Origin of the sequence: Sphingopyxis sp. BSNA05 (assembly GCF_013265645.1) — a bacterium.
Classification (GTDB): Bacteria; Pseudomonadota; Alphaproteobacteria; order Sphingomonadales; family Sphingomonadaceae; genus Parasphingorhabdus.
In genome coordinates this window covers 18427-37489 of sequence record NZ_PYIA01000041.1, presented here as the reverse complement: position 1 = coordinate 37489, position 19063 = coordinate 18427, and the positions used below count along the sequence as shown (strand labels likewise).

The window sequence follows — 19063 nt, the reverse complement described above, 5'->3', positions numbered from 1 at the left end:
TTCAGCCCGCCAGAAGCGCGTCGAGCTCGCCCGACCGGTCCAGGGCAGCCAGATCGTCCGATCCGCCGATATGACGGTCATCGATGAATATCTGCGGCACCGTCATTCTGCCGCCGGACCGCTGGATCATCTCCTCGCGTTTCTCGCCACCCATGCTGATGTCCGTTTCATCGAAACTGACATTCTTGCCTTCCAGCAAGGCTTTCGCACGAAAGCAGAAGCCACAGGTAAATTTGGTATATATTTCAACTTTAGCCATAATTTGCTCTTTCTACCTTGAATCTGCAAATGGGCTGTCCGCACGGCAAATTCAAGCAATCACTGCTGGGCCAGCATTTCAGATATTTTCGCTATTGCCTATAACCCGTGCCCAGCAGAATACGAGCACCTGATTGGCACCCGCTTTTTCAGCAACCGCGCACAGGCATTGCTGGTCGAACCGCTTGTATAGACATCGTCGACCAGCAGAACCGACTTGCCGGCAAGGATTTGCTGCGCGTCCGGGCGCAGTGCAAATGCCCTGTCGACGGTCTTCCGCCGTTGCTGACCGCTCATCCCCCTCAGCGGAGGCGTCACCTTGCTGCGAATGATCACGTCATGGTCCAGTGCGATACCGGAACTGCGGGCGATTTCCCGGCCGATCAGAACCGACTGGTTGAACCCGCGACGCCACAACCGTGACCGGTGCAACGGGACCGGAACGAGGATGGCATTGTCCGCGTGGTCCGCGACATGTTTCTGCAGCTGTTCGGCGATCAGTTTGGCGAGCCCCAGGCGCGTGCCATATTTCAGCCGCATCGCGATCAACGAACTCAGGTCGTCATAGCGTACCACCGCCCGCACCCCGTCGTGGGCGGGCCGGTCCACCAGGCATTTTGCGCATAGATTTTCCCCGGGATGGTCGAAGACCAGCGGCAGGCCGCATGCGGCGCACCACGGTTTTGCAACAAAGTCGAGCTGCTGCCAGCAGGACAGGCAGAAGTGATTGTCCGTCTCGACGGTGACGCCGCATATCGGGCATCGGGGCGGCAAGGCGAAATCGAGGATCGGTCTGAAGATGGCTCGTAACGGCATTTGATCTTTTTGGCGGGCGCTCCTAAAGCCGCAAGACCCTATGACCGATACAGTCAACCATAGCGAAATTTTTGATCGCAAACGGCGCCGTATCGTCCGCGATCGCGCCTATGCGCGGGCAAAGGGTGACGATTTCTTTTCGCGGATCATGGCCGAGGAAATTCTGGAACGACTTGATGTCGTGAAGCGCGACTTTCGGCGAGCACTGGTAATCGGCCTGCCCGCGCGACAGTTCGAAGACGAGCTGCGAGCGCGGGGCATGACGGTATTATCCGCGGATTCCAGTTCCCTGCTGGCGCGCGCGCAGGGCGGCGTGATCTGCGATGATGATCGCCTGCCCTTTGCCGATCACAGTTTTGACCTGATCATCAACATCGGTTCGCTCGATACCGTCAATGACCTGCCAGGCGCGCTTGTTCTGAGCCGCAGGATTTTGGTCCCAGATGGTCTGATGCTGGCGGCCCTTGTCTGTGCAGAGAGCTTTACGTCGCTGAAATCGATATTGATGGCGGCCGAGGAAGACCGGGTTTCGTCCCATATCCATCCGCAGGTCGACGTACGCACGGCTGGTGATCTCATGGCCCGTGCGGGCCTGACAATGCCGGTTGCCGACAGCGACCAATTGCGTCTGAACTATGCGGAACTCGGGCGTCTCATCTCGGACATAAGGGATGTCGGGGGAAGCAATATACTCTCCGGCGGGCTCTCCTCGATCGGACGTAAAGTTTATAAAAAAGTGTTGTCGCTGTTCCAGGCACAGGCCGCAGCCGACGGGAAGTTCGCGGAAAGCGTCACTCTACTCTATCTTTGCGCCTGGGCACCCCATCCCGACCAGCCAAAACCGGCACGCCGGGGAAGCGGCCAGGTATCGCTTAGCACGACCCTTGCGGGGAAAGGCAAGCGCCAGCCAGACGGCTAGGCCGGATTGCCGAGACTTTCCGATAATTTCTGAACCAGCGGGCCATCGGCTGGCGGCATCGGTAATTCGCGAATGACATCTATCTCCAGCCATTGCACATCCTGCGACTCCGCATTGCGAACATCCCCGGCCCAGGTTCGGCTCTTATAAAGGAGGAGGATCAGATGCCGGTCTCCCAGGGCTTCGCTGGCGAACGCTACGGGTTCCAGATCCGCTTCGTCGACATCTATGCCCAGCTCTTCTTTCAGCTCGCGCACCAGGGCCGTCTCCGGAGTCTCGCCTCTTTCAACCTTGCCGCCGGGAAACTCCCAGAGCCCCGCCATCGGCTTGCCTTCGGGGCGCTTCTGCACCAGAATTCTGCCATTCCGGTCGACCAGTGCAGCGGCGACGACAAACAGCAATGTCGGGATTTTTCCATTATTTTATGCGATGTAAGGATTTTGTTAATCCATTTCTGTGAAACGGGGGATGTTCACGACTTAGCAGAACTTTATCCGCGTTGAGAGAGACATGTTTGATTTTTTGAAAAAATATATCTTTCCGACAAGGGCGCAACGGCTGTTGAATATGGATTGATACTGGCTCTCATAGCACTGACCGTGCTTGTTTCGATTGCCGGTGTCGCCAACAGGACGGTCGGTATGTGGGATGACGTTGCCAACGAGGTAACCGACGTTTCGTAATTGTGTTTTCGGACTTAAAATCTTGGTAAGGTTTTTGGTTTAAGTTGTTGAACATTGGATGTGAATTGGATCCAATAGGGTAAGTGAAGTTTGTCAAATCTAGGAGACCAGACATGAAATTCGTACGTAAAATGTTCAAGAATGAAGAAGGCGCAACGGCTATTGAATATGGCCTGATTGCTGCTCTGATCGCTGTTGCAGCCATCGTTGCAATGGGTCAGCTGGGTAACACCCTCAGCAACACCTTCAAAGAAGTCGATAACTCGATGGCTGGCTAATCTTCGGATTAACCAAGCAAAGAGGACGGCAGCCTTGCGGCTGCCGTCTTTTTTGTGCCCGAAGAAACCAGCTTGACGCAATAAGTCGGCATCAGCCGGCACGTGGCGATCAATAAGTGATGATCTTCACCTTCTGACCGACGCGCAACCCGTCATTCGCGTTGAGCCGGTTCAGCACCAAGAACCGGTCCTGCTGATAATTGCTATAGGCCATGCGCGACGCAAGGCTCGAGATCGTGTCGCCGCTTTTCACCGTGACGACATCAACCTTGCGGGACCGGATTGCGGCAGCCTCATTGGCGGAAAGCCGGTTGATACTCTGATACATGGGCGAGAAGACCGCGGCGCTTCCGGCCGGGGCGATCGTGGCAAAATGAAACGCGCTGCTTTTTGAAAATTCATAAGCAAATACGGTCACATCGACCTGGCCATTGCTGCTGTCCACCCGCGCCATTGCATAAGCTGCAGGCAGCCCGTTGACCGTGGTTCTCTCGATATTGCCATAGGCTATGGTTTTTCCTTCGCCCGCAAGGCTCTTGAACGCCATATCGATATAGCTGGTCATATTCCCGTTATAGGCGCCGGTGGTAAACTGGCCTTGCCCGCCGGAGCCCGAGATCGAGACCGCGCGCGCGCCATTTTGCATCGAGAAGCCGTTCGGGACGGTGAATTTCAGCTTGAGATCGCGGTGGAGGAAGCTGTTCCCCTCGATCACCCCCTGCTTCGGGTCATCGCCGTAGAGAATACCATCGAGATTTTGCAGAAACTGGTCGCGGTTGCGGACCCCGCCGCTGCGGGTCAGCTTGCTTGCATTGGTCGCCGCGCGCGTCACCCGGCGGGCCGGGTCGGGATGGGTGCTGGCCCATTCGGGGGCGCTACGGGCATCGCGGCCGGCCGCGCGCGCGTCGATCGCGGATTGTGCTGCCAACGAATATAGCATGGATGACAGCGCCTGCGGATCATATCCGGCCGATGCCAGATAGCGGATACCCAGATCGTCCGCCTCATATTCCTGCTTGCGGGAATATTTCAGCGTCAGAAGCTGGCTGCCGGTCCCGAAAATTTCTTGGCCAATGCGGCCGAGCGAGGAATCCCCCAACAATATCTGCGAGCCGATTTGGCCCAAAACCCCCAAAATGCTGTTCCGCGTCGCTGCTTTCTGGCGTTTTTCACTATGCCGCGCGGCAACATGACCAACTTCATGTCCGAGAACGCCAGCCATTTCTGCTTCATCGTTCATCAACGCCATCAACTGCCGGGTAAGATAGACATAACCTCCCGGAATCGCGAATGCGTTGTTTACTGGACTGTTCAACAGCGTAACGGTGAAATCGCTTCGCGCGTTGCCGAGCCCTGACTGGACGGCTATATTTTGTCCAACGCCGACAACATAGCCGACCTGTGGTCCTGTATATGCGCCGCCGAATTCCTCCAGCAATTGCGGATGGGCTTCCGCGCCTTTCTGTTTTTCCGCCGCCGAAATCGACCGCGCCTCGCCAGCCTGGCTGCCTGCCGAGTTGACAGCACCGGCGTCCGCACCGCTACCTGTGCAAGCGACGAGCGCAATAACGCCAGCAGCACTCATTAGTTTTGTCGAAAATTGTCTCATATCCAGCTCCTCATGGTCGCAGTGTATAAGAACTGATCAACTGGTAAAGAGTTCCTCTTGTAAAATGACGTTTCGTACGCCGTGAGCGACGCAGAACCTACATTCTCTTGCTCAAAGCGCCCCGATTTCCAGGAATTTCTCGCGCCGCAGCCGCCTCAGCTCTTCGCGATCAAGCTTTCCGAGCTGCTCAAACTCTTCCTCAATCGCCCGACCAAGCGATGCGATAGCCAGGGTCCGGTTGCGGTGCGCGCCGCCTACCGGCTCATCGACGATCCGGTCGACAACGCCCAGTTTCTTGAGATTCTGCGCCGTGATCTGCATGGCATCGGCGGCGACATCGGCCTTGTCTCCCGTGCGCCAGAGAATTGAGGCGCAGCCTTCCGGAGAAATGACGGAATAAACAGCATGCTCGAACATCAGCACTCTTTCCGCCGCAGCCAAAGCAACAGCACCACCAGAACCGCCTTCACCGACGATGATGGCCACCATGGGAACGCCGAGCGAAAGGCATTTTTCCGTTGAACGAGCGATAGCTTCGGCCTGCCCCCGTTCTTCGGCCGACACGCCTGGGAAAGCCCCGGATGTATCAACCAGCGTCAGGACGGGAAGCGAGAAACGATCCGCCATATCCATCAGGCGGATCGCCTTGCGATATCCCTCCGGTTTGCCCATCCCGAAATTATGCCGCAAGCGGCTTTCGGTATTATCACCCTTTTCATGGCCAATCACGACCAGTCGGCGGTCTCCCAATCGGGCGAAGCCGCCAATGATGGCTTGATCGTCACCAAAATTCCGGTCACCGCCGAGCGGAATGAACTCGTCGAACAGACCCGCGGTAAAATCCTTGAAATGCGGACGCTCCGGATGACGCGCGACCTGCGTCTTTTGCCAAGGCGACAATTTCGCATAAGTGTCGCTCAACATTTTGGCAGATTTGACCTGCAGCTTCTCGATTTCCGTTTCGATATCAAGAGAGCCTTCGTCAGCCGTATCCCTGAGTTCCAGAATTCGGGCTTCCAGGGCGGCGATCGGTTTTTCAAAATCGAGATAAGATGTCATGAAAACGAGTTAGAACCGGACAGGCAAAACGTCAACGCGCGAGATCCAGTTGGTTCAATGGATGACGATTATTCACCAATTCAACCAGACGGGCACTGTCGATATGCGTATAGATTTGCGTGGTGCTTATGTCACTGTGCCCGAGCAGCGTCTGCAAGGCCCGCAAGTCTGCACCACCCTCCAACAAATGAGTAGCAAAAGCATGGCGCAGTACATGCGGACTGATCTTCGTGGGGTTTATCCCGGACCGGGCAGCGTGATCCTTGATAATCTGGAACAGCCTAACCCGACTGATATGGCCCGTTCGCGAAGGAAAAAGCCATTTCTCCCGGGAATCAACAAGTTCAGCCCACCGTCGGACGGCGCTCCGGGCCTGATGGGAAATCGGCACCAGCCGTTCCTTGTCGCCTTTGCCCATAATGATCAGAAAGGGCTTGTCGCCGACAATCGCTGATCGCCGCAAACCGACAAGTTCGCTTGCCCTGAGCCCTGAGCCATAAAGCAGTTCCATAATCGCGGAAAGCCTGACCACCGACGGTTTGACTGGTTCGCTCTTCAACCCATCCGCAATTAACTGGAACAATGCCGCGACCTCGGCGTGCGACAGGGTCTTCGGCAAGGACCGGACCAGTCCCGGCTTCGGAAGAGCATCGGAAGGATCATCGACGCGAAAGCCTTCCTCCACGAGAAAGCCGAAGAAGCGCCTCAGGCTGGAAGATTTCCGGGCCACCGTGCTATTCTGCAGCTTGCGCCAGTGGGACGGCAATCTCTTGATCATTTCGCGATTCGCGCTGGACAATCGTCCGCCGGTCAATTCCGATGCTTGCTGCAGATCTGTGCGATATGCCGATAAAGTGTGTTGCGATGCACCGGCTTCCGCCACGAGCATCTCCAGAAATCGTTCGATCAGATTGGCATCATCGCTCATAACATGCCCGAATAGACCTGATCGTGGTCAAAGCAAAGCCTAGGTCCGCGTCAGGGCTTCGGCTGCAATCATCCGCGCTTCTGGCTCCAAGCGACCTGCTTCAGGCTTTGCGTGATGTGAAACAGATGCAACGGCGACATGGCGTTCCAGTCGCGGCCTTGCATGCCAACCGCGGCAAGCAATGCCACCGTTCCCGACTGGCCGCGCCGCGCGGCAGACTGGATCGCCCTCGTCCACTTCGTGGTGCGCCCCAGGTTCAAATCCAGGTCAGCCGCAAATTCGTCAATGGTCTGTTGGTCCGCTTTGCCCAGTCCAGCGACCGCAGCCAGCAGGAATTTGCTGCGTAATTGCCCGTCACTCTCATCATTGCCGCCAAAATCATCCAGCGCATCATATGTGACGGGTGCCGCTCTCGTCGGGGTTGCAACAACCAGAAGCGCCCAGCCGTCGCTCCCTTGATCGACGATATCGGCCCATCGTGCGGCGCTACGGTCAAGACCCGCAGAAAGCATCGAAGCGATTAGATCGGCACTCTCGTCGCCCAGCGCGGCTGAGGGAGGGATTTTTGCTGCAGCACGGGCGGTCAATATCTTTGCGGAATATCGGGTAAGCGAGCCGTTGGAGCGTCCCCAAAGATCGCGCATTGCACCGAGCCGAGATTGTGCGGTGTCGTTGGTATAAGCTTGACGCAATGTCGAAGCCAGCGCCTTCCGGTCATCACCGGTCTCCGGATCATCATAGGCAGCGGCGTACAGATCAACCATCGCCTGGTTCGAGAATACTCCGATCGCGGCGGCGATATCAGCTGCTTTCATCCGGGAATCGATCGAAAGCATTGGTGCCCGCGCGCGCCAGCCCTGCACATGGCGTCCGGCCTGTGCATATAGACGATCCGGCGGTTCAACACCGGTCGCAGCGCCCAGACCGAAGCGCCAGTTGTTGAAATATTCTATATCATCCCAAAGAATGGTCACAGCGCGCCGACCTTCGAACCCGGCACCAATTGTCTTTTCAGCAAGCAGATAATCAATACCTGTCGCAATCTTGTCGCGCCTTGCCTGTTGCAAAAGGCTGGTCGCACGGCTCTGCTCCCCGGTGAGAGAAGCGCATATCGGCCGGAACATGATCCAAGTCGGCGCATCGCTGACCCGAGCCCCCCATCTACCAGCGGGCAGATGCCAGCAGGGTCGGCCGTAGCCAGATGCGCCTGCATCGCCACCTCGTAAAGGCGTGGTGTATAGTTGCCACCATCCACCTTCAAAACCAGCGAACGTGCAGCATCGGCTTCACCCATGAGCAACAGCCGCCAGGCACGTTCGGCGGCCCAGTCCGCCGGATTTACATTTTCAGGACTGACAACCTTGCTGAGCAGCGTGCGGCGCAGCAATATGGAACCCCAGCGGGAAATGATTGGACCATGAAGGTTTCTGATCAAATTGGTCAGATATTGCCCGCCCTCTTGTCCGAAAGCGTCTTTTGGCAGACCGTTATATTGAGGAGTCAAGACGCCGATTTCCGTCATCGACCGCCGCTCGCCTGCGGACAGGGTATATTGGGGCTGGAGCGCGTCATCCAACGCGTTCAGATCGAGTTCCCCATTCTCGTCTAGCGCCAGTAAGGACCGGTCCAGATCGGTTTCCTGTACATTCCGGTCCTCGGCGGCGGCGCGGAGGGCTGACTTGCGGGAGGAGAGACCGGTCGCGCCGGAATCGGTCCAGGGGCGGGTGTCGGAAGACTTGGAGGCGTGGGCCTTGGGGCCGGGGTGGGAGCAGGAGCGGGCTCGCCAAATCCAGGAGGCAGGAGCGATTCCGGAGAATTCTGTCCCAAGACCGGAATCGCCGCAAAGAGCGCGCCGAGACTGACAGCGGCCAAAGAAATATGCTTGATCCGCATATGCATCTTATTGCAGATCGTCACCAATTACCGGCTTTTCAACCGGTTGCAGTGGTTGTTCGACATCCATCGAAGCAAAGGCCAGTGCCGCACCGATCAGGATTGCAACAAACAAAATTAGAAAAACCAACTGACGCGGCATCGATGTAACTCAATCTTTCAAACGGTTAAAAACTAGCATGGCCAGCATTGGAATTTGCACCAGTAGCCAACCCTTGTATAGCCTTTGCCCGAATGGACAAAACATAAAAGCCTCTTTCGACAAATCAGACGGAAATTCCGGTGAAACACCGGATTTTGTGCCGGATCAGCCGATTGTGCTGGTCGGGTTGATGGGAGTGGGCAAAACGACGGTCGGCCGCCGTCTGGCCAAACGGCTGGGCCTCGGCTTTGTTGATGCCGACGAGGAGATCGAACAGGCCGCCGGACTGACGGTTGAAGAAATCTTCAGCCGCTTCGGCGAGGACTATTTCCGCGACGGCGAACGGCGCGTCATTGCGCGGCTGATGGAGGGCGAACGGCAGATTATCGCCACTGGCGGCGGCGCCTTCATGAATGATGAAACGCGCGCGCTGATCCTCGAGAAAGCTATCTCCATCTGGCTGGATGCCGATCTGGAGACTCTGGTGAAGCGCGTCGCCCGCCGCAATACCAGACCGTTGTTGAAAACCGGCGATCCGGCAAAGATATTGGCCGAACTGGCAGCAGTCCGGAATCCCGTTTATGCCACCGCGCATATCCATGTCACGGGCAATGATTCGCCCCATGAGATAACCGTTGAAAAGATAATCGAGGCATTACAGCGTTGACCCAGATCACCGTCGAACTTGGCGAACATAGCTATCCCATATTGGTCGAGCCGGGGGCTCTGGATCAGGCCGCCTCGCATTTGCAGCAATTTGCCAGCAATCGGCGATTGTTCATCCTGACGGACGCGAATGTCGAGGCGCATCTGCTGCCGCGATTGCAGCAAGCCTTTGCCGGAAGCGGGATCGCGCTTGTCGTCAAAAGCCTGTTTGCCGGGGAATCGAGCAAGAGCTGGCGGCAGCTTGAACTGGTTACCGACTGGCTTTTGGCCGAAGGCGCTGAACGTTCCGATACGCTGGTGGCACTCGGTGGCGGCGTTATCGGTGATCTCACCGGCTTTGCCGCGGCGATCGTCAAGCGCGGCTGCGGCTTCGTCCAGATCCCCACCAGCCTGCTCGCGCAGGTCGACAGCAGCGTTGGCGGCAAGACCGCTATCAACAGCTCGGCCGGCAAGAATCTGATCGGCAGTTTCAACCAGCCACGCTTCGTGCTGATTGACCCGCTCGTGCTGAACAGCCTGCCGGACCGGGAATTGCGCGCCGGCTATGCCGAAGTGGTCAAATATGGCCTGATCAGCGACGCCACTTTCTTCGCCTGGTGCGAAGCCAATGGCGGCAAGGTCCTGAACCGCGACCCGGAAGCTCTCAGCAAGGCGATCATCCACAGCGTAGGGGCCAAGGCCCAGATCGTCGGAGAAGACGAGAAGGAACTCAGCGGACGTCGCGCCCTGCTCAATCTCGGGCACACTTTCGGTCACGCGCTGGAAGCCGAGACGGGCTTTTCCGACAAGCTGGTCCATGGCGAAGCCGTTGCTGCCGGCATGGCGCTGGCCTTTGCATATTCGGTCCGCCGCGGCCATTGCGATCCGGCGGATGCGGAGCGCGTCAAAGCCCATTTACAGGCGGTCAATCTGCCGCACGACCTGTCTACCGCTTCGGTGCGGGCTTCCGGCCAGCGGCTCGTCGCCCATATGATGCACGACAAGAAAATGAGCGGCGGTACCCTGCCCTTCCTGCTTGCCAACGGTATCGGTCAGTCCTTCCTCGCCAAGGACGTCGATCTGGATGACGTTGCTACCTTCCTGGACGAATCGACCTGAGTAGCGCCGCCAGGCCGATCGTCAGGATTTTTGTCCCGGATTATTTTCGAACCTGAGTTCCGCACCTGCGAGCATGTCACCGCCCGATTTCATCTGCGCTTCCAGACGGTCGCAATCGCGCTGACGGAATTCCTCCTCCACCTCTTCGATCAGGCTGCTGTCCAGATCGATTGCGAACATGGCCTGGCGTGCGAGATGGATCGCCGATTCAAACATCTCCCGCTTCATCCCGACGATGCCAAGCCCCTTGAGTGCGATCAGCTGGCGGCGGTCATAGACTCGAACGAACATCTTGGTTTCCGGGAAAGACTGCACAATGGCCCGCGCCTGTTCCGGGCCGAAATTCTGGTCGTCCATGCAGAAGACGATGGCGTCCGCGTCATCGGCACCGGCCCGTCGCAGGAGGTCAATACGGGTCCCGTCTCCGTAAAAGACCTTGGCGCCGAACCGTTCGTGAAGATCGATCTGTTCCGGTTTGATGTCGATCAGCGTCAGCGGAATTTTCGCTGCCATCAACATTTGTGAGACCGTCTGCCCGAACCGTCCCTGTCCGACCACGATCACCGGCGCCCGGTCTGCATTGGCCGGATCTTCGAGATTGGTGGACGAGTTGGTACCACCATTGCTGAACCGGCGCGCGAGCAGCATCAGGAAGGGTGTCGTGGCCATGGAAATCGTGATGATCGCACCGAACAGGCTGCTGGCCTCGGGTTCGATCAGTAGCGCCTTTTCGGCTTCGGAGAACAGTACAAAGCCGAATTCTCCGCCCTGGCTGAGCAACATGCCCATCGCCAGCGCCGGATTGGTTTCCATGCCGAACAGCTTGCCCAGCCCGAATATGATCGCGATCTTGACGGCAACCAGCACAATCGCCGCGCCAAGCACGAAGCCGGGGTTTTCGAGTACGACATTGACGTCCAGCATCATGCCGACAGCGAGGAAGAAGAAGCCGAGCAAGAGCGAGCGGAACGGATCGATATCGGCTTCCAGCTCGTGCCGATAGGGCGAGTTGGCGAGCATCACCCCGGCGATGAACGCGCCGAGGGCCGGCGAAAGCCCGATAAATTCCATCAGCGTTGCGCCACCGAGAACAGCCACCAGACCGGCGACGATGAACAGTTCCCGTTCGGCAATCCGGCCGATCACCTTGAGCAGCGGCTGCAACAGATATTTGCCGGCCAGGATCAGTCCGCCGATAGCCAGTATCGCGTAAAACGCGGTCATCCATCCGGACGGGCCGCCTTCGTCCTGAGGCGCGCGCGAGAGTGCCGCGATGATGGTCAGAAGCGGAATGATCGAGAGATCCTGAAACAGCAGGATCGAGAAGGCTTTTTCCCCGGTCGGCGTGTTCAGCCTGCCGGAGGATTGCAGCATCGGCAGCACCTGCGCGGTTGAGGAGAGCGCCAGCGGCAGGCCGATGGCAATCGATGCCGCGAGCGTAAAATTGGTCGTCGCCATGATCAGCAGGAATAGCGCGATACCGCACAACACCACCTGGCTCATGCCCAGGCCAAAGATTGCCTGCCGCAAGCGCATGAGCCGCGCCGGTGCCAGTTCCAGCCCGACGATGAAGAGCAGGAGTATGATGCCGATCTCGGAAAATTCCAGGATCGTCCGGGCGTTGCTGATCAGCTGGAAGCCATGCGGGCCGATCAGGACCCCTGCAATCAGATAGCCGAGAACCGCACCGATGCCGAACCGCCGGAAGATCAGCACCATCACCAGAGCCGCGCCGAGCATGACGAAGCCGCCCAGCAACAGATCGGCCATATGGGTTTCGCTTTCCATCGATCAGGCCGCCTTTCGTTTGGCAGCGGCATCGGCGCAAGCCGCGATCACCGCATCATAGGGAAGCAATATCGCGGCATGACGGCCCTTGTGATCCCGGGCCGCCGTCAGTTTATCCATATCCGGCCACTCACCGGGAGAGTCGCCTGACCCCTCCAGAAACGCTGCCAGATTGTCTCGCACAGCGCTGATGTCCGCGGCCGTCCTGCCGATGGCTTGCGCCCCCAATATGGCGGCAGAGGCCTGCCCCAGCGCGCAGGCGCTTATTTCGAGACCGATATCCTGCAACTCGCCTTCATCGCCGAGCATCACGTCCGCCGTGACTTTGCTGCCGCAGGTCCGCGACCGAAGTTCTGCCGTGCCATCGGGTCTATCCAGTCTTTGCTGATTCGGAATCGACACGGCCAGACGCAGAATCTCGCGGGTGTAAAGCACGCCGCTCATTGATCCGTTACCGCTTGCTCGTCGTCCGCTTTCCGCTGTTCCTCGACAAAGTCTATCATCGCCTTTCCGCTCGCATGGAGCAGTGGATAGGTGCGGGATGCCTCGAGCCATTCCGGTCGAGGCTCATCCGCACTATAGATTGTGTCATAGACAAGTACCACCAGCAGATAGATCAGCGTCGCGCCTATCAGGCCCTTGATCATGCCGAAACCGAAACCCAGCACGCGATCGATGGGACCCAGTACGGATTTCCGAGAGCGCGCGCCAATCGAGCGAGCCAGCCAGCGGCCCAGCGCATAAATGACAATCACGATCGACGCGAACGCCAGCACCGAGGCTCCGCTCTCGCTGCCCACCGGGCTGATCAGCCGCTCGTAGATCGGCATATGCAGCATCCGCACCCCGAGCACGACCAATATCCAGACGATCAGCGAAAGCGCTTCCTGGACGAATCCCCTGAGGAATCCGAGAACCGCGGCGCCGCCCATCAGAACCAGTACAAATATATCAAGACCCGTCATGGGCTCTAGCTAGTCACGGTCGAGCATATGGTCAACGAGATTGGCGAGTTTGGCGAATTGCAGTTTCTTCATGCTGTCGCTGCTTTTCTCGCCGGATGCCGGGATCAGCGCGCGGTCGAAACCGAGCTTGGAGGCTTCCTTCAACCGCAACGGCGTGCGCGAGACCGGGCGTATCTCGCCGGACAGCGCAATTTCTCCGAAGATCACGGCATCGCTGGGCATCGGACGCTCGGCATGGGCCGAGATCAGCGCCGCCGCCACCGCCAGATCGGCGGCGGGATCGGTCAGCCGATAGCCGCCCGCGACATTGAGATAGACTTCCGCCCCGGAGAAGCTCAGCCCGCAGCGCGCTTCCAGCACCGCCAGGATCATCGCCAGCCGCGAACTGTCCCACCCGACCACCGAGCGCCGCGGGGTTGCGCCACTCGCCAGCCGGACCGTCAGCGCCTGTATTTCCACCAGCACCGGCCTTGTGCCTTCCATTGCCGGGAACACGGTAGCGCCGGTCACTTCCTCGCTGCGGTCGGTGAGGAACAGGGCGGAGGGATTGGCCACTTCGGTGAGGCCTTTTTCTTCCATCGCGAACACACCGATTTCATCGGTGCCGCCGAAGCGGTTCTTGATCGAGCGAAGGATACGATATTGGTGACTGCGCTCGCCCTCAAAGCTCATCACCGTATCGACCATATGTTCGAGCACACGCGGACCGGCGATATTGCCGTCCTTGGTGACATGGCCGACGAGCATCACCATCGTGCCATGTTCCTTGGCAAATTTGATGATTTCCTGTGCCGACGCGCGTACCTGGCTGACCGTCCCCGGCGCGCCTTCGATCAGATCGCTGTGCATGGTCTGGATCGAATCGATTACGACGAAATCCGGCGCGTCGCGGCCCAGGGTCGTCAATATGTCACGGACAGAAGTCGCCGAGGCAAGCTTCACCGGTGCCTTGCCCAGCCCCAGACGTCGCGCCCGCAACCGCACCTGATCCGCCGCTTCCTCGCCCGAAATATAGGCCACCGAAAGTCCCGCATCGGCCAGCCGGGCCGAAACCTGCAGCAGGAGAGTCGATTTGCCGATCCCCGGATCGCCGCCCATCAGCGTTGCAGAGCCAGCCACCAGACCGCCACCAACGGCGCGGTCAAATTCGGCGATACCGGTCTTTTTCCGGTCCGGCAGCGCGATTTCGCTGTCGAGCCCGACGAGCCGCACCTCGCGCCCGCCGCTCTGCAGATTATGCTTCGAGGCAAAGACAGTTTCGCCCGCTTCCTCGACCAGCGTATTCCACTCGCCGCAATCGCCGCACTGCCCTTCCCAGCGATGCGCGATCGAGCCGCAATTCTGACAGACATATTTTTTCTTCGGTTTGGCCATGGGATTTATCTAGCAGAACAAATAAGGAACGCCAGTGCTTTTGCCTCAAAAATTAAAACAGGGTCACACGGGTCACACCCCCTAAGCGGGAAATTGATTTCAGCTTGTGGAGACGTGCGAAACGCCACGGGCCAGATTGCTCTCGCCCGCCTGACTATCCTGTTTCCGGTTCATGGTTCGACCATAGCAAAGAGGTTGTGCTGTAGGAAAGCCCTCCCTGTCTGGTGGAAGCGGGGTCCGCCCCCGGCGGCGTCTTGCCACGGAGGCCATGCGGTGCATTACGGGTTGCGCCCGCACCGCCATTCTGTAGGTAAAGGCCATGCGGCAGAAAGAACTCAGACTGGCCTTGATCTGCTATGGCGGCGTGAGCCTCGCCATCTATATGCACGGCATCACCAAGGAAATCTGGAAGCTGGCGCAGGCCAGCCGGGATTTCCACGACGGCGCGCGGATCGACCAGTGCAGCCGCGGAATCTATTATGACATCCTCGAATGGCTGGAGCAAGAGACGGGCACGCGGCTGCGCATTCTGCCGGACATTATTTCCGGAGCCAGCGCCGGCGGGATCAACGGGATATTCCTGTCGCAAGCCATCCTGTCGGGCCAGTCGCTCGATCCTCTGACCGACTTGTGGCTCGACACCGCCGATGTCGACAAGCTGCTCGATCCCGACGCAAGGCCGCTGTCGCGCTTCTCCAAATTCTGGGCAGAGCCAATCGCCTGGATGGCGCTGGGCCGCAAGGGCGGCGCGGTCGAACAGACCGTCTCGAAAGAGGCGCAGGAAGAGGTCAAGATGAAGCTGTCGCGCTTCGTCCGCGCGCGCTGGTTTGCCCCGCCCTTTGGCGGCAAGGTGTTCAGCGGCCTGATCTGGGACGCGCTGGCCGCGGTCCGGGCGACCGAGCGCGGGCCGCGCCTGTTGCCGCCGGGCCAGCCGCTCGACCTGTTCGTCACAGTTACCGATTTCGTCGGCCATCCGGAGAAGCTGCAACTGCACAGCCCGCCCGAAGCGCTCGAGATGGAACATCGGATCACCATCGGCTTTTCGACCCGGGGCAAAAGAGATGATGCGATTGCCGATCCGGCGGCGCTGACCTTTGCCGGACGCGCCACCGCCAGCTTCCCCGGCGCCTTTCCGCCATTCACGGTACGGGAACTGGACGGGCTGCTCGAAGACCATGATTATGTCTGGGAGGGACGTTCCGCCTTTCTCAAGCGGATATTGCCCAACCAGTTTCGCGCCGGCACGGCGGAGGATACGGTGCTGATCGACGGTTCGGTCCTCGCCAACGCGCCCTTCGCCCAGGCGATCGAGGCGCTGAAGAATCGCCCGGCCAAACGCGAGGTCGACCGGCGTTTCGTCTATATCGACCCGCGCCCGGACCTCGACGTTGCCAAGAGCGACAAGGCGACACAGCGGCTGCAGGCGGCGCAAGAGGCCGAGAATGAGGCGCTGCCCGGTTTCTTCTCGACGATCTTCGGGGCGATCTCGAACATCCCCCGCGAGCAGCCGATCCGCGACAATCTCAATGCCATTGCGGGACGGTCCAACCGGATCATCCAGATGCGGCTGATCACCGAGAATCTGCGCGGCGAGGTCGAGCAGCATGTCGAGAGCCTGTTCGGACGCACTTTCTTCCTCGACCGGCCGACGCCTGCGCGGGTGGCCGCCTGGCGCCGCAAGTCGCGCGACAAGGCGGCCAAGCTCTCCGGCTTTTCCTACAGCGCCTATGGCCATCTCAAGCTGGCGACGGTGATCGAGGATATCGCCCATACCATCCGGCGCGCCAAATCCGATCCCAACGGGCACAATCACCCCGGTCTGCGCAGCGCGTTGTGGGCCGAGATCCGCCGCCTCGGCCTCGACAATGTCGGGCAGAAGAGCGGCGGACCGACCAAGCCGGCGGCCGAGTTTTTCCGGCAGCATGATCTCGGCTTCCGGGTGCGGCGGCTGCGCTTCATGGCGCGGCAGCTCGCCGAGGATCTCGATCGCGCCGATCCCGCCGCTGCCGAGGTGATGGAGGGCATGCACGATGTCATCTATGACTGTCTTTCCCTTTATATCGAGCGCGAGACGATCGACTATCTCGGCGACGATTTCGTCAGTCTCGCCGAGGAAGCGGAGGAGCATCCCGGAACCATGCTCGACGCGCTGGCCAAGGCCCGCGACCTGACCTCGGCCGACGCGATTGTCGATGCGAGGCTGGCCGAAGCGCTGGCGGTGGTCCCGAAGGCGGAGAAGCGCTCGATGCTGCTCGCCTTCCTCGGCTTCCCCTTCTACGACATCGCCACGCTGCCGCTGCTGCAGGGTGAAGGGCTGGACGAATTCGATCCGATCAAGGTCGACCGCATCTCTCCGGAAGACGCCAAGACGATCCGCAAGGGCGGCGTGGCGGCGACACTAAAGGGCATAGAATTCAACAATTTCGGCGCCTTTTTCAGCCGCAGCTACCGCGAGAATGACTATCTCTGGGGCCGTTTGCACGGGGCCGAGCGGATGATCGACATCATCTTCTCCACCCTGCCCGTCTCCAAACGCCCCGCTGAAGATACGATCCTCGACTTCAAGAAGACCATCTTCCGCAAGATCGTCGACGAGGAAGAGCCGCGGCTGACCAGGGTCAAACCGCTGATCGCCGCCTTGCGCGACGAAATCGAGGCAGCCTCACACTAGCTAGTGCGCATGGTCCTCCTGGTGGGGCGGCTGTTCCAGACTCTTGTAGACCGCTTCGACAAAGGCATCGCCCTTGATGAAGGCATCGGGGTTGATATCCCACTGCGCCGCCGGCTTCATCGCCTGCACCTGCTCGAGCGTCTTACCCTCGGCCTGCGCCTTTGCGACCGCGCCGATCACCGTTTTGAGCATGTCCCGATAGGCGATCAGGTCGGCCTTGGTCGCCATCGGTCCGTGGCCCGGGATGATCTTGCTATCCTCATCAACCATGGCCAGCACCTTCTCTGCTGCCGCCAGCACGCCGCGCACATTGCCGCCGCTGTTGAGGTCGATAAAGGGCAGACTCACCTCGTTGAAGAACAGATCACCCATGTGCAGCACATTGGCTTTCTTCCAGAAGATGACGCTGTCGCCGTCGGTATGGCCGTGTTTCATGTGCATGACCTGCACTTCGTCGCCGTTGAGATGCAGCTTCAGACCGTCATGATAGGTGACGGTGGGCAAGGCCTCGACCGGGGACGCCGGATCATTGCCGCGGCCCGACTTCTGGATACCCAGCATCCGCTCGCGAACATGGTCATGCGCCATGATCAGCGCGCCGGCCTTGCCGAAATTCTCGTTCCCTCCGCTATGGTCGCCATGCCAGTGGGTGTTGATCAGATAGGTCACCGGCTCCGCGCCAAGATCAGCGATCGCCGCCTGGATCTTCGGCGTCAGCGGCGCAAACTGGTCGTCGATCAGCACGGTACCATCGGGCCCGTAGGACACGCCGATATTGCCGCCGGCGCCGAACAGCACCGCAACCCCTTCCGCCAGAGGTTCAGCCTTGATCTCGACCGAAGCAAAGCGGTCCGCTTCCTGCGCATTGCTCTCGCTGCAGGCGAACAGCGCCAGAGGAGAAGCGGCGAGCAGCAAGGCGGCGAAAGTTCTGGATATCGGTTGTGACATGGGAAGGGTCTCCTGTTTTTTCGTCGGGTCGGTGGTTTTTGGTGGCTATCGGTTACCCCGTCTTCATTGGTTTGGGCGCCAGCCTTCGCTGGGGTGACGGTTTATTCTAGCAACCTATCATCGATACGCACTAGTCGCTATCCCTTGGCAAAGAACATAAGGTTGACCAGCCGCCCGTCCTGCGGCGTCTTGCCGAAAGCCATGCCGCTATTGTGAAACATCCACGGGCTGAACAGGATCAGCCGGTTGAAGCGCATCGGCACGGTCATCACCTTCGTCCATTTCGCCGGATGGTTGGTATCCCTGTTCACCACATCCTCGATCAGCATATTTATATCGGAATAGCCGGCTTTCATGATCCCCGGCATATCAGTCGGCAGCCGTTCCAGCCCGGTACGCTTGTGGCGGAAAAACTCGGTCCCGCCCTTGCAATGTTCGGGCAGCGACAAATAGAGAATGCCGGAATAGAAAGCTGGGTCGATATGCACGCCGCTGCGGCCCTTGTCGCCCTTCAGCGTCACCCGGCAATGCAGATGGCTGGTATCGGGAGCGGCCTTGACCGGCGCATTGATGATCCCGGAAATCCGTTCATTGAGTCCTTGTATTTCCAATGGTCTGGTCGAGATATGGCCGGGATAATTGCCCTGCTTGTTTTCAGGATCATAGTCGAGCGCCAATGCAGCATCGCGCGCCGCCAGCGGATCGGCGATGAAATCGTCCAGCACAATCAGCGAAGGCAGCATCAGAAAAAGCTCCGGTAGGTTCGAAGGACAATCATTGCGGCGCACCCGCGAATATGGATCGGCCACCACTGTTCATATTGGGCGGGGCCAGTCTGATGAACTTTACAAAGTTTACAGTGTCAAAGAAAAGGAAAAACACTTTGGCACGCGCATCAAAAACCCGACCAACCTGTTGGCAAACGAAGGAAAATATCGGCAAGGCTGACGTTCAGACATAATGCACCC

General features: G+C 59.0%; 22 protein-coding genes. 7 read left to right on the top strand and 15 right to left on the bottom strand.

Annotation, left to right across the window (positions count from 1 at the left end):
- Window position 1 precedes the first annotated feature (1 nt).
- Entirely contained in the window at window positions 2–259 is a 258-nt protein-coding gene (grxC, locus tag C8024_RS04830; protein ID WP_173203214.1) for a glutaredoxin 3, read from the bottom strand.
- Window positions 260–357: 98 nt separating this feature from the next.
- Entirely contained in the window at window positions 358–1074 is a 717-nt protein-coding gene (locus C8024_RS04825) for a ComF family protein (RefSeq protein WP_367947153.1), read from the bottom strand.
- Window positions 1075–1114: 40 nt separating this feature from the next.
- On the opposite strand from C8024_RS04825, the gene C8024_RS04820 reads away from it, so the two are divergent.
- Window positions 1115–1993 carry a methyltransferase domain-containing protein gene (locus C8024_RS04820; protein WP_173203212.1) on the top strand — a complete coding sequence of 293 codons (879 nt, stop codon included), beginning with the start codon at window positions 1115–1117 and terminating at the stop codon, window positions 1991–1993.
- On the opposite strand, the gene C8024_RS04815 is transcribed toward C8024_RS04820, so the two are convergent.
- Window positions 1990–2391 (bottom strand): (deoxy)nucleoside triphosphate pyrophosphohydrolase, encoded by a 402-nt coding sequence (locus C8024_RS04815; RefSeq protein ID WP_173203234.1) that lies wholly within the window; start codon window positions 2389–2391, stop codon window positions 1990–1992. The two genes, C8024_RS04820 and C8024_RS04815, sit on opposite strands and share 4 nt — an antisense overlap.
- 132 nt (window positions 2392–2523) lie before the next feature.
- Between C8024_RS04815 and C8024_RS04810 the strand changes: the two genes are divergently transcribed.
- Window positions 2524–2676: a Flp family type IVb pilin gene (locus C8024_RS04810; protein ID WP_173203232.1), complete on the top strand. Its 153-nt coding sequence runs from the start codon at window positions 2524–2526 to the stop codon at window positions 2674–2676.
- A gap of 113 nt (window positions 2677–2789) precedes the next feature.
- A complete protein-coding gene (locus C8024_RS04805) occupies window positions 2790–2954 on the top strand; it encodes a Flp family type IVb pilin (RefSeq protein WP_100094325.1) in 165 nt (54 codons plus the stop codon).
- Between the two features lie 109 nt (window positions 2955–3063).
- Here the strand turns inward: C8024_RS04805 and C8024_RS04800 are convergent, their stop codons facing one another.
- From C8024_RS04800 to C8024_RS22495, 6 genes are all read right to left on the bottom strand, one after another.
- Window positions 3064–4563, bottom strand: a complete 1500-nt coding sequence (locus C8024_RS04800; RefSeq protein WP_173203210.1) for a M48 family metalloprotease — start codon at window positions 4561–4563, stop codon at window positions 3064–3066.
- 111 nt (window positions 4564–4674) lie between these two features.
- Window positions 4675–5622, bottom strand: a complete 948-nt coding sequence (locus C8024_RS04795; protein WP_100094323.1) for an acetyl-CoA carboxylase carboxyltransferase subunit alpha — start codon at window positions 5620–5622, stop codon at window positions 4675–4677.
- A 31-nt stretch (window positions 5623–5653) separates the two neighbouring features.
- Complete coding sequence (locus C8024_RS04790) at window positions 5654–6550, bottom strand: tyrosine recombinase (RefSeq protein WP_173203208.1); 897 nt, start codon at window positions 6548–6550, stop codon at window positions 5654–5656.
- A 68-nt stretch (window positions 6551–6618) separates the two neighbouring features.
- Entirely contained in the window at window positions 6619–7524 is a 906-nt protein-coding gene (locus C8024_RS04785) for a hypothetical protein (RefSeq protein WP_173203206.1), read from the bottom strand.
- Window positions 7521–8126, bottom strand: coding sequence for a hypothetical protein (locus tag C8024_RS04780; RefSeq protein WP_173203204.1), 606 nt, complete (start codon window positions 8124–8126; stop codon window positions 7521–7523). Before C8024_RS04780 ends, C8024_RS04785 begins: the two co-directional genes overlap by 4 nt.
- 324 nt (window positions 8127–8450) lie before the next feature.
- Window positions 8451–8585, bottom strand: coding sequence for a hypothetical protein (locus tag C8024_RS22495; protein ID WP_302051592.1), 135 nt, complete (start codon window positions 8583–8585; stop codon window positions 8451–8453).
- 157 nt (window positions 8586–8742) lie between these two features.
- Here C8024_RS22495 and C8024_RS04775 point away from each other — a divergent pair, with 157 nt between their 5' ends.
- On the top strand, window positions 8743–9252 hold the full coding sequence (locus C8024_RS04775; protein ID WP_367947152.1) for a shikimate kinase: 510 nt from the start codon (window positions 8743–8745) through the stop codon (window positions 9250–9252).
- A complete protein-coding gene (gene aroB, locus C8024_RS04770) occupies window positions 9249–10349 on the top strand; it encodes a 3-dehydroquinate synthase (RefSeq protein WP_173203200.1) in 1101 nt (366 codons plus the stop codon). The genes C8024_RS04775 and aroB overlap by 4 nt, the downstream gene beginning before the upstream one ends.
- A gap of 21 nt (window positions 10350–10370) precedes the next feature.
- On the opposite strand, the gene C8024_RS04765 is transcribed toward aroB, so the two are convergent.
- Genes C8024_RS04765 through radA form a run of 4 tightly spaced genes read right to left on the bottom strand, consistent with a single transcriptional unit; the run spans window position 10371 to window position 14476 of the window.
- The gene (locus C8024_RS04765) at window positions 10371–12137 is read right to left on the bottom strand and encodes a monovalent cation:proton antiporter-2 (CPA2) family protein (RefSeq protein WP_100094319.1); all 1767 of its coding nucleotides are present in this window, start codon (window positions 12135–12137) and stop codon (window positions 10371–10373) included.
- Window positions 12138–12140: 3 nt separating this feature from the next.
- Window positions 12141–12581: an iron-sulfur cluster assembly scaffold protein gene (locus tag C8024_RS04760; protein WP_173203199.1), complete on the bottom strand. Its 441-nt coding sequence runs from the start codon at window positions 12579–12581 to the stop codon at window positions 12141–12143.
- On the bottom strand, window positions 12578–13102 hold the full coding sequence (locus C8024_RS04755; protein WP_173203197.1) for a CvpA family protein: 525 nt from the start codon (window positions 13100–13102) through the stop codon (window positions 12578–12580). Before C8024_RS04755 ends, C8024_RS04760 begins: the two co-directional genes overlap by 4 nt.
- A 9-nt stretch (window positions 13103–13111) precedes the next feature.
- On the bottom strand, window positions 13112–14476 hold the full coding sequence (gene radA, locus C8024_RS04750; RefSeq protein ID WP_159643706.1) for a DNA repair protein RadA: 1365 nt from the start codon (window positions 14474–14476) through the stop codon (window positions 13112–13114).
- 319 nt (window positions 14477–14795) lie between these two features.
- Between radA and C8024_RS04745 the strand changes: the two genes are divergently transcribed.
- On the top strand, window positions 14796–17147 hold the full coding sequence (locus tag C8024_RS04745; protein ID WP_173203195.1) for a patatin-like protein: 2352 nt from the start codon (window positions 14796–14798) through the stop codon (window positions 17145–17147).
- Here the strand turns inward: C8024_RS04745 and C8024_RS04740 are convergent, their stop codons facing one another.
- Together C8024_RS04740 and C8024_RS04735 are read right to left on the bottom strand one after the other, a co-directional pair.
- Window positions 17148–18095, bottom strand: a complete 948-nt coding sequence (locus tag C8024_RS04740; protein ID WP_173203193.1) for an MBL fold metallo-hydrolase — start codon at window positions 18093–18095, stop codon at window positions 17148–17150.
- 137 nt (window positions 18096–18232) lie between these two features.
- Entirely contained in the window at window positions 18233–18838 is a 606-nt protein-coding gene (locus C8024_RS04735) for a DUF6445 family protein (protein ID WP_173203191.1), read from the bottom strand.
- Between the two features lie 34 nt (window positions 18839–18872).
- On the opposite strand from C8024_RS04735, the gene C8024_RS04730 reads away from it, so the two are divergent.
- Window positions 18873–19043: a hypothetical protein gene (locus C8024_RS04730; RefSeq protein WP_173203189.1), complete on the top strand. Its 171-nt coding sequence runs from the start codon at window positions 18873–18875 to the stop codon at window positions 19041–19043.
- Window positions 19044–19063 lie beyond the last annotated feature (20 nt).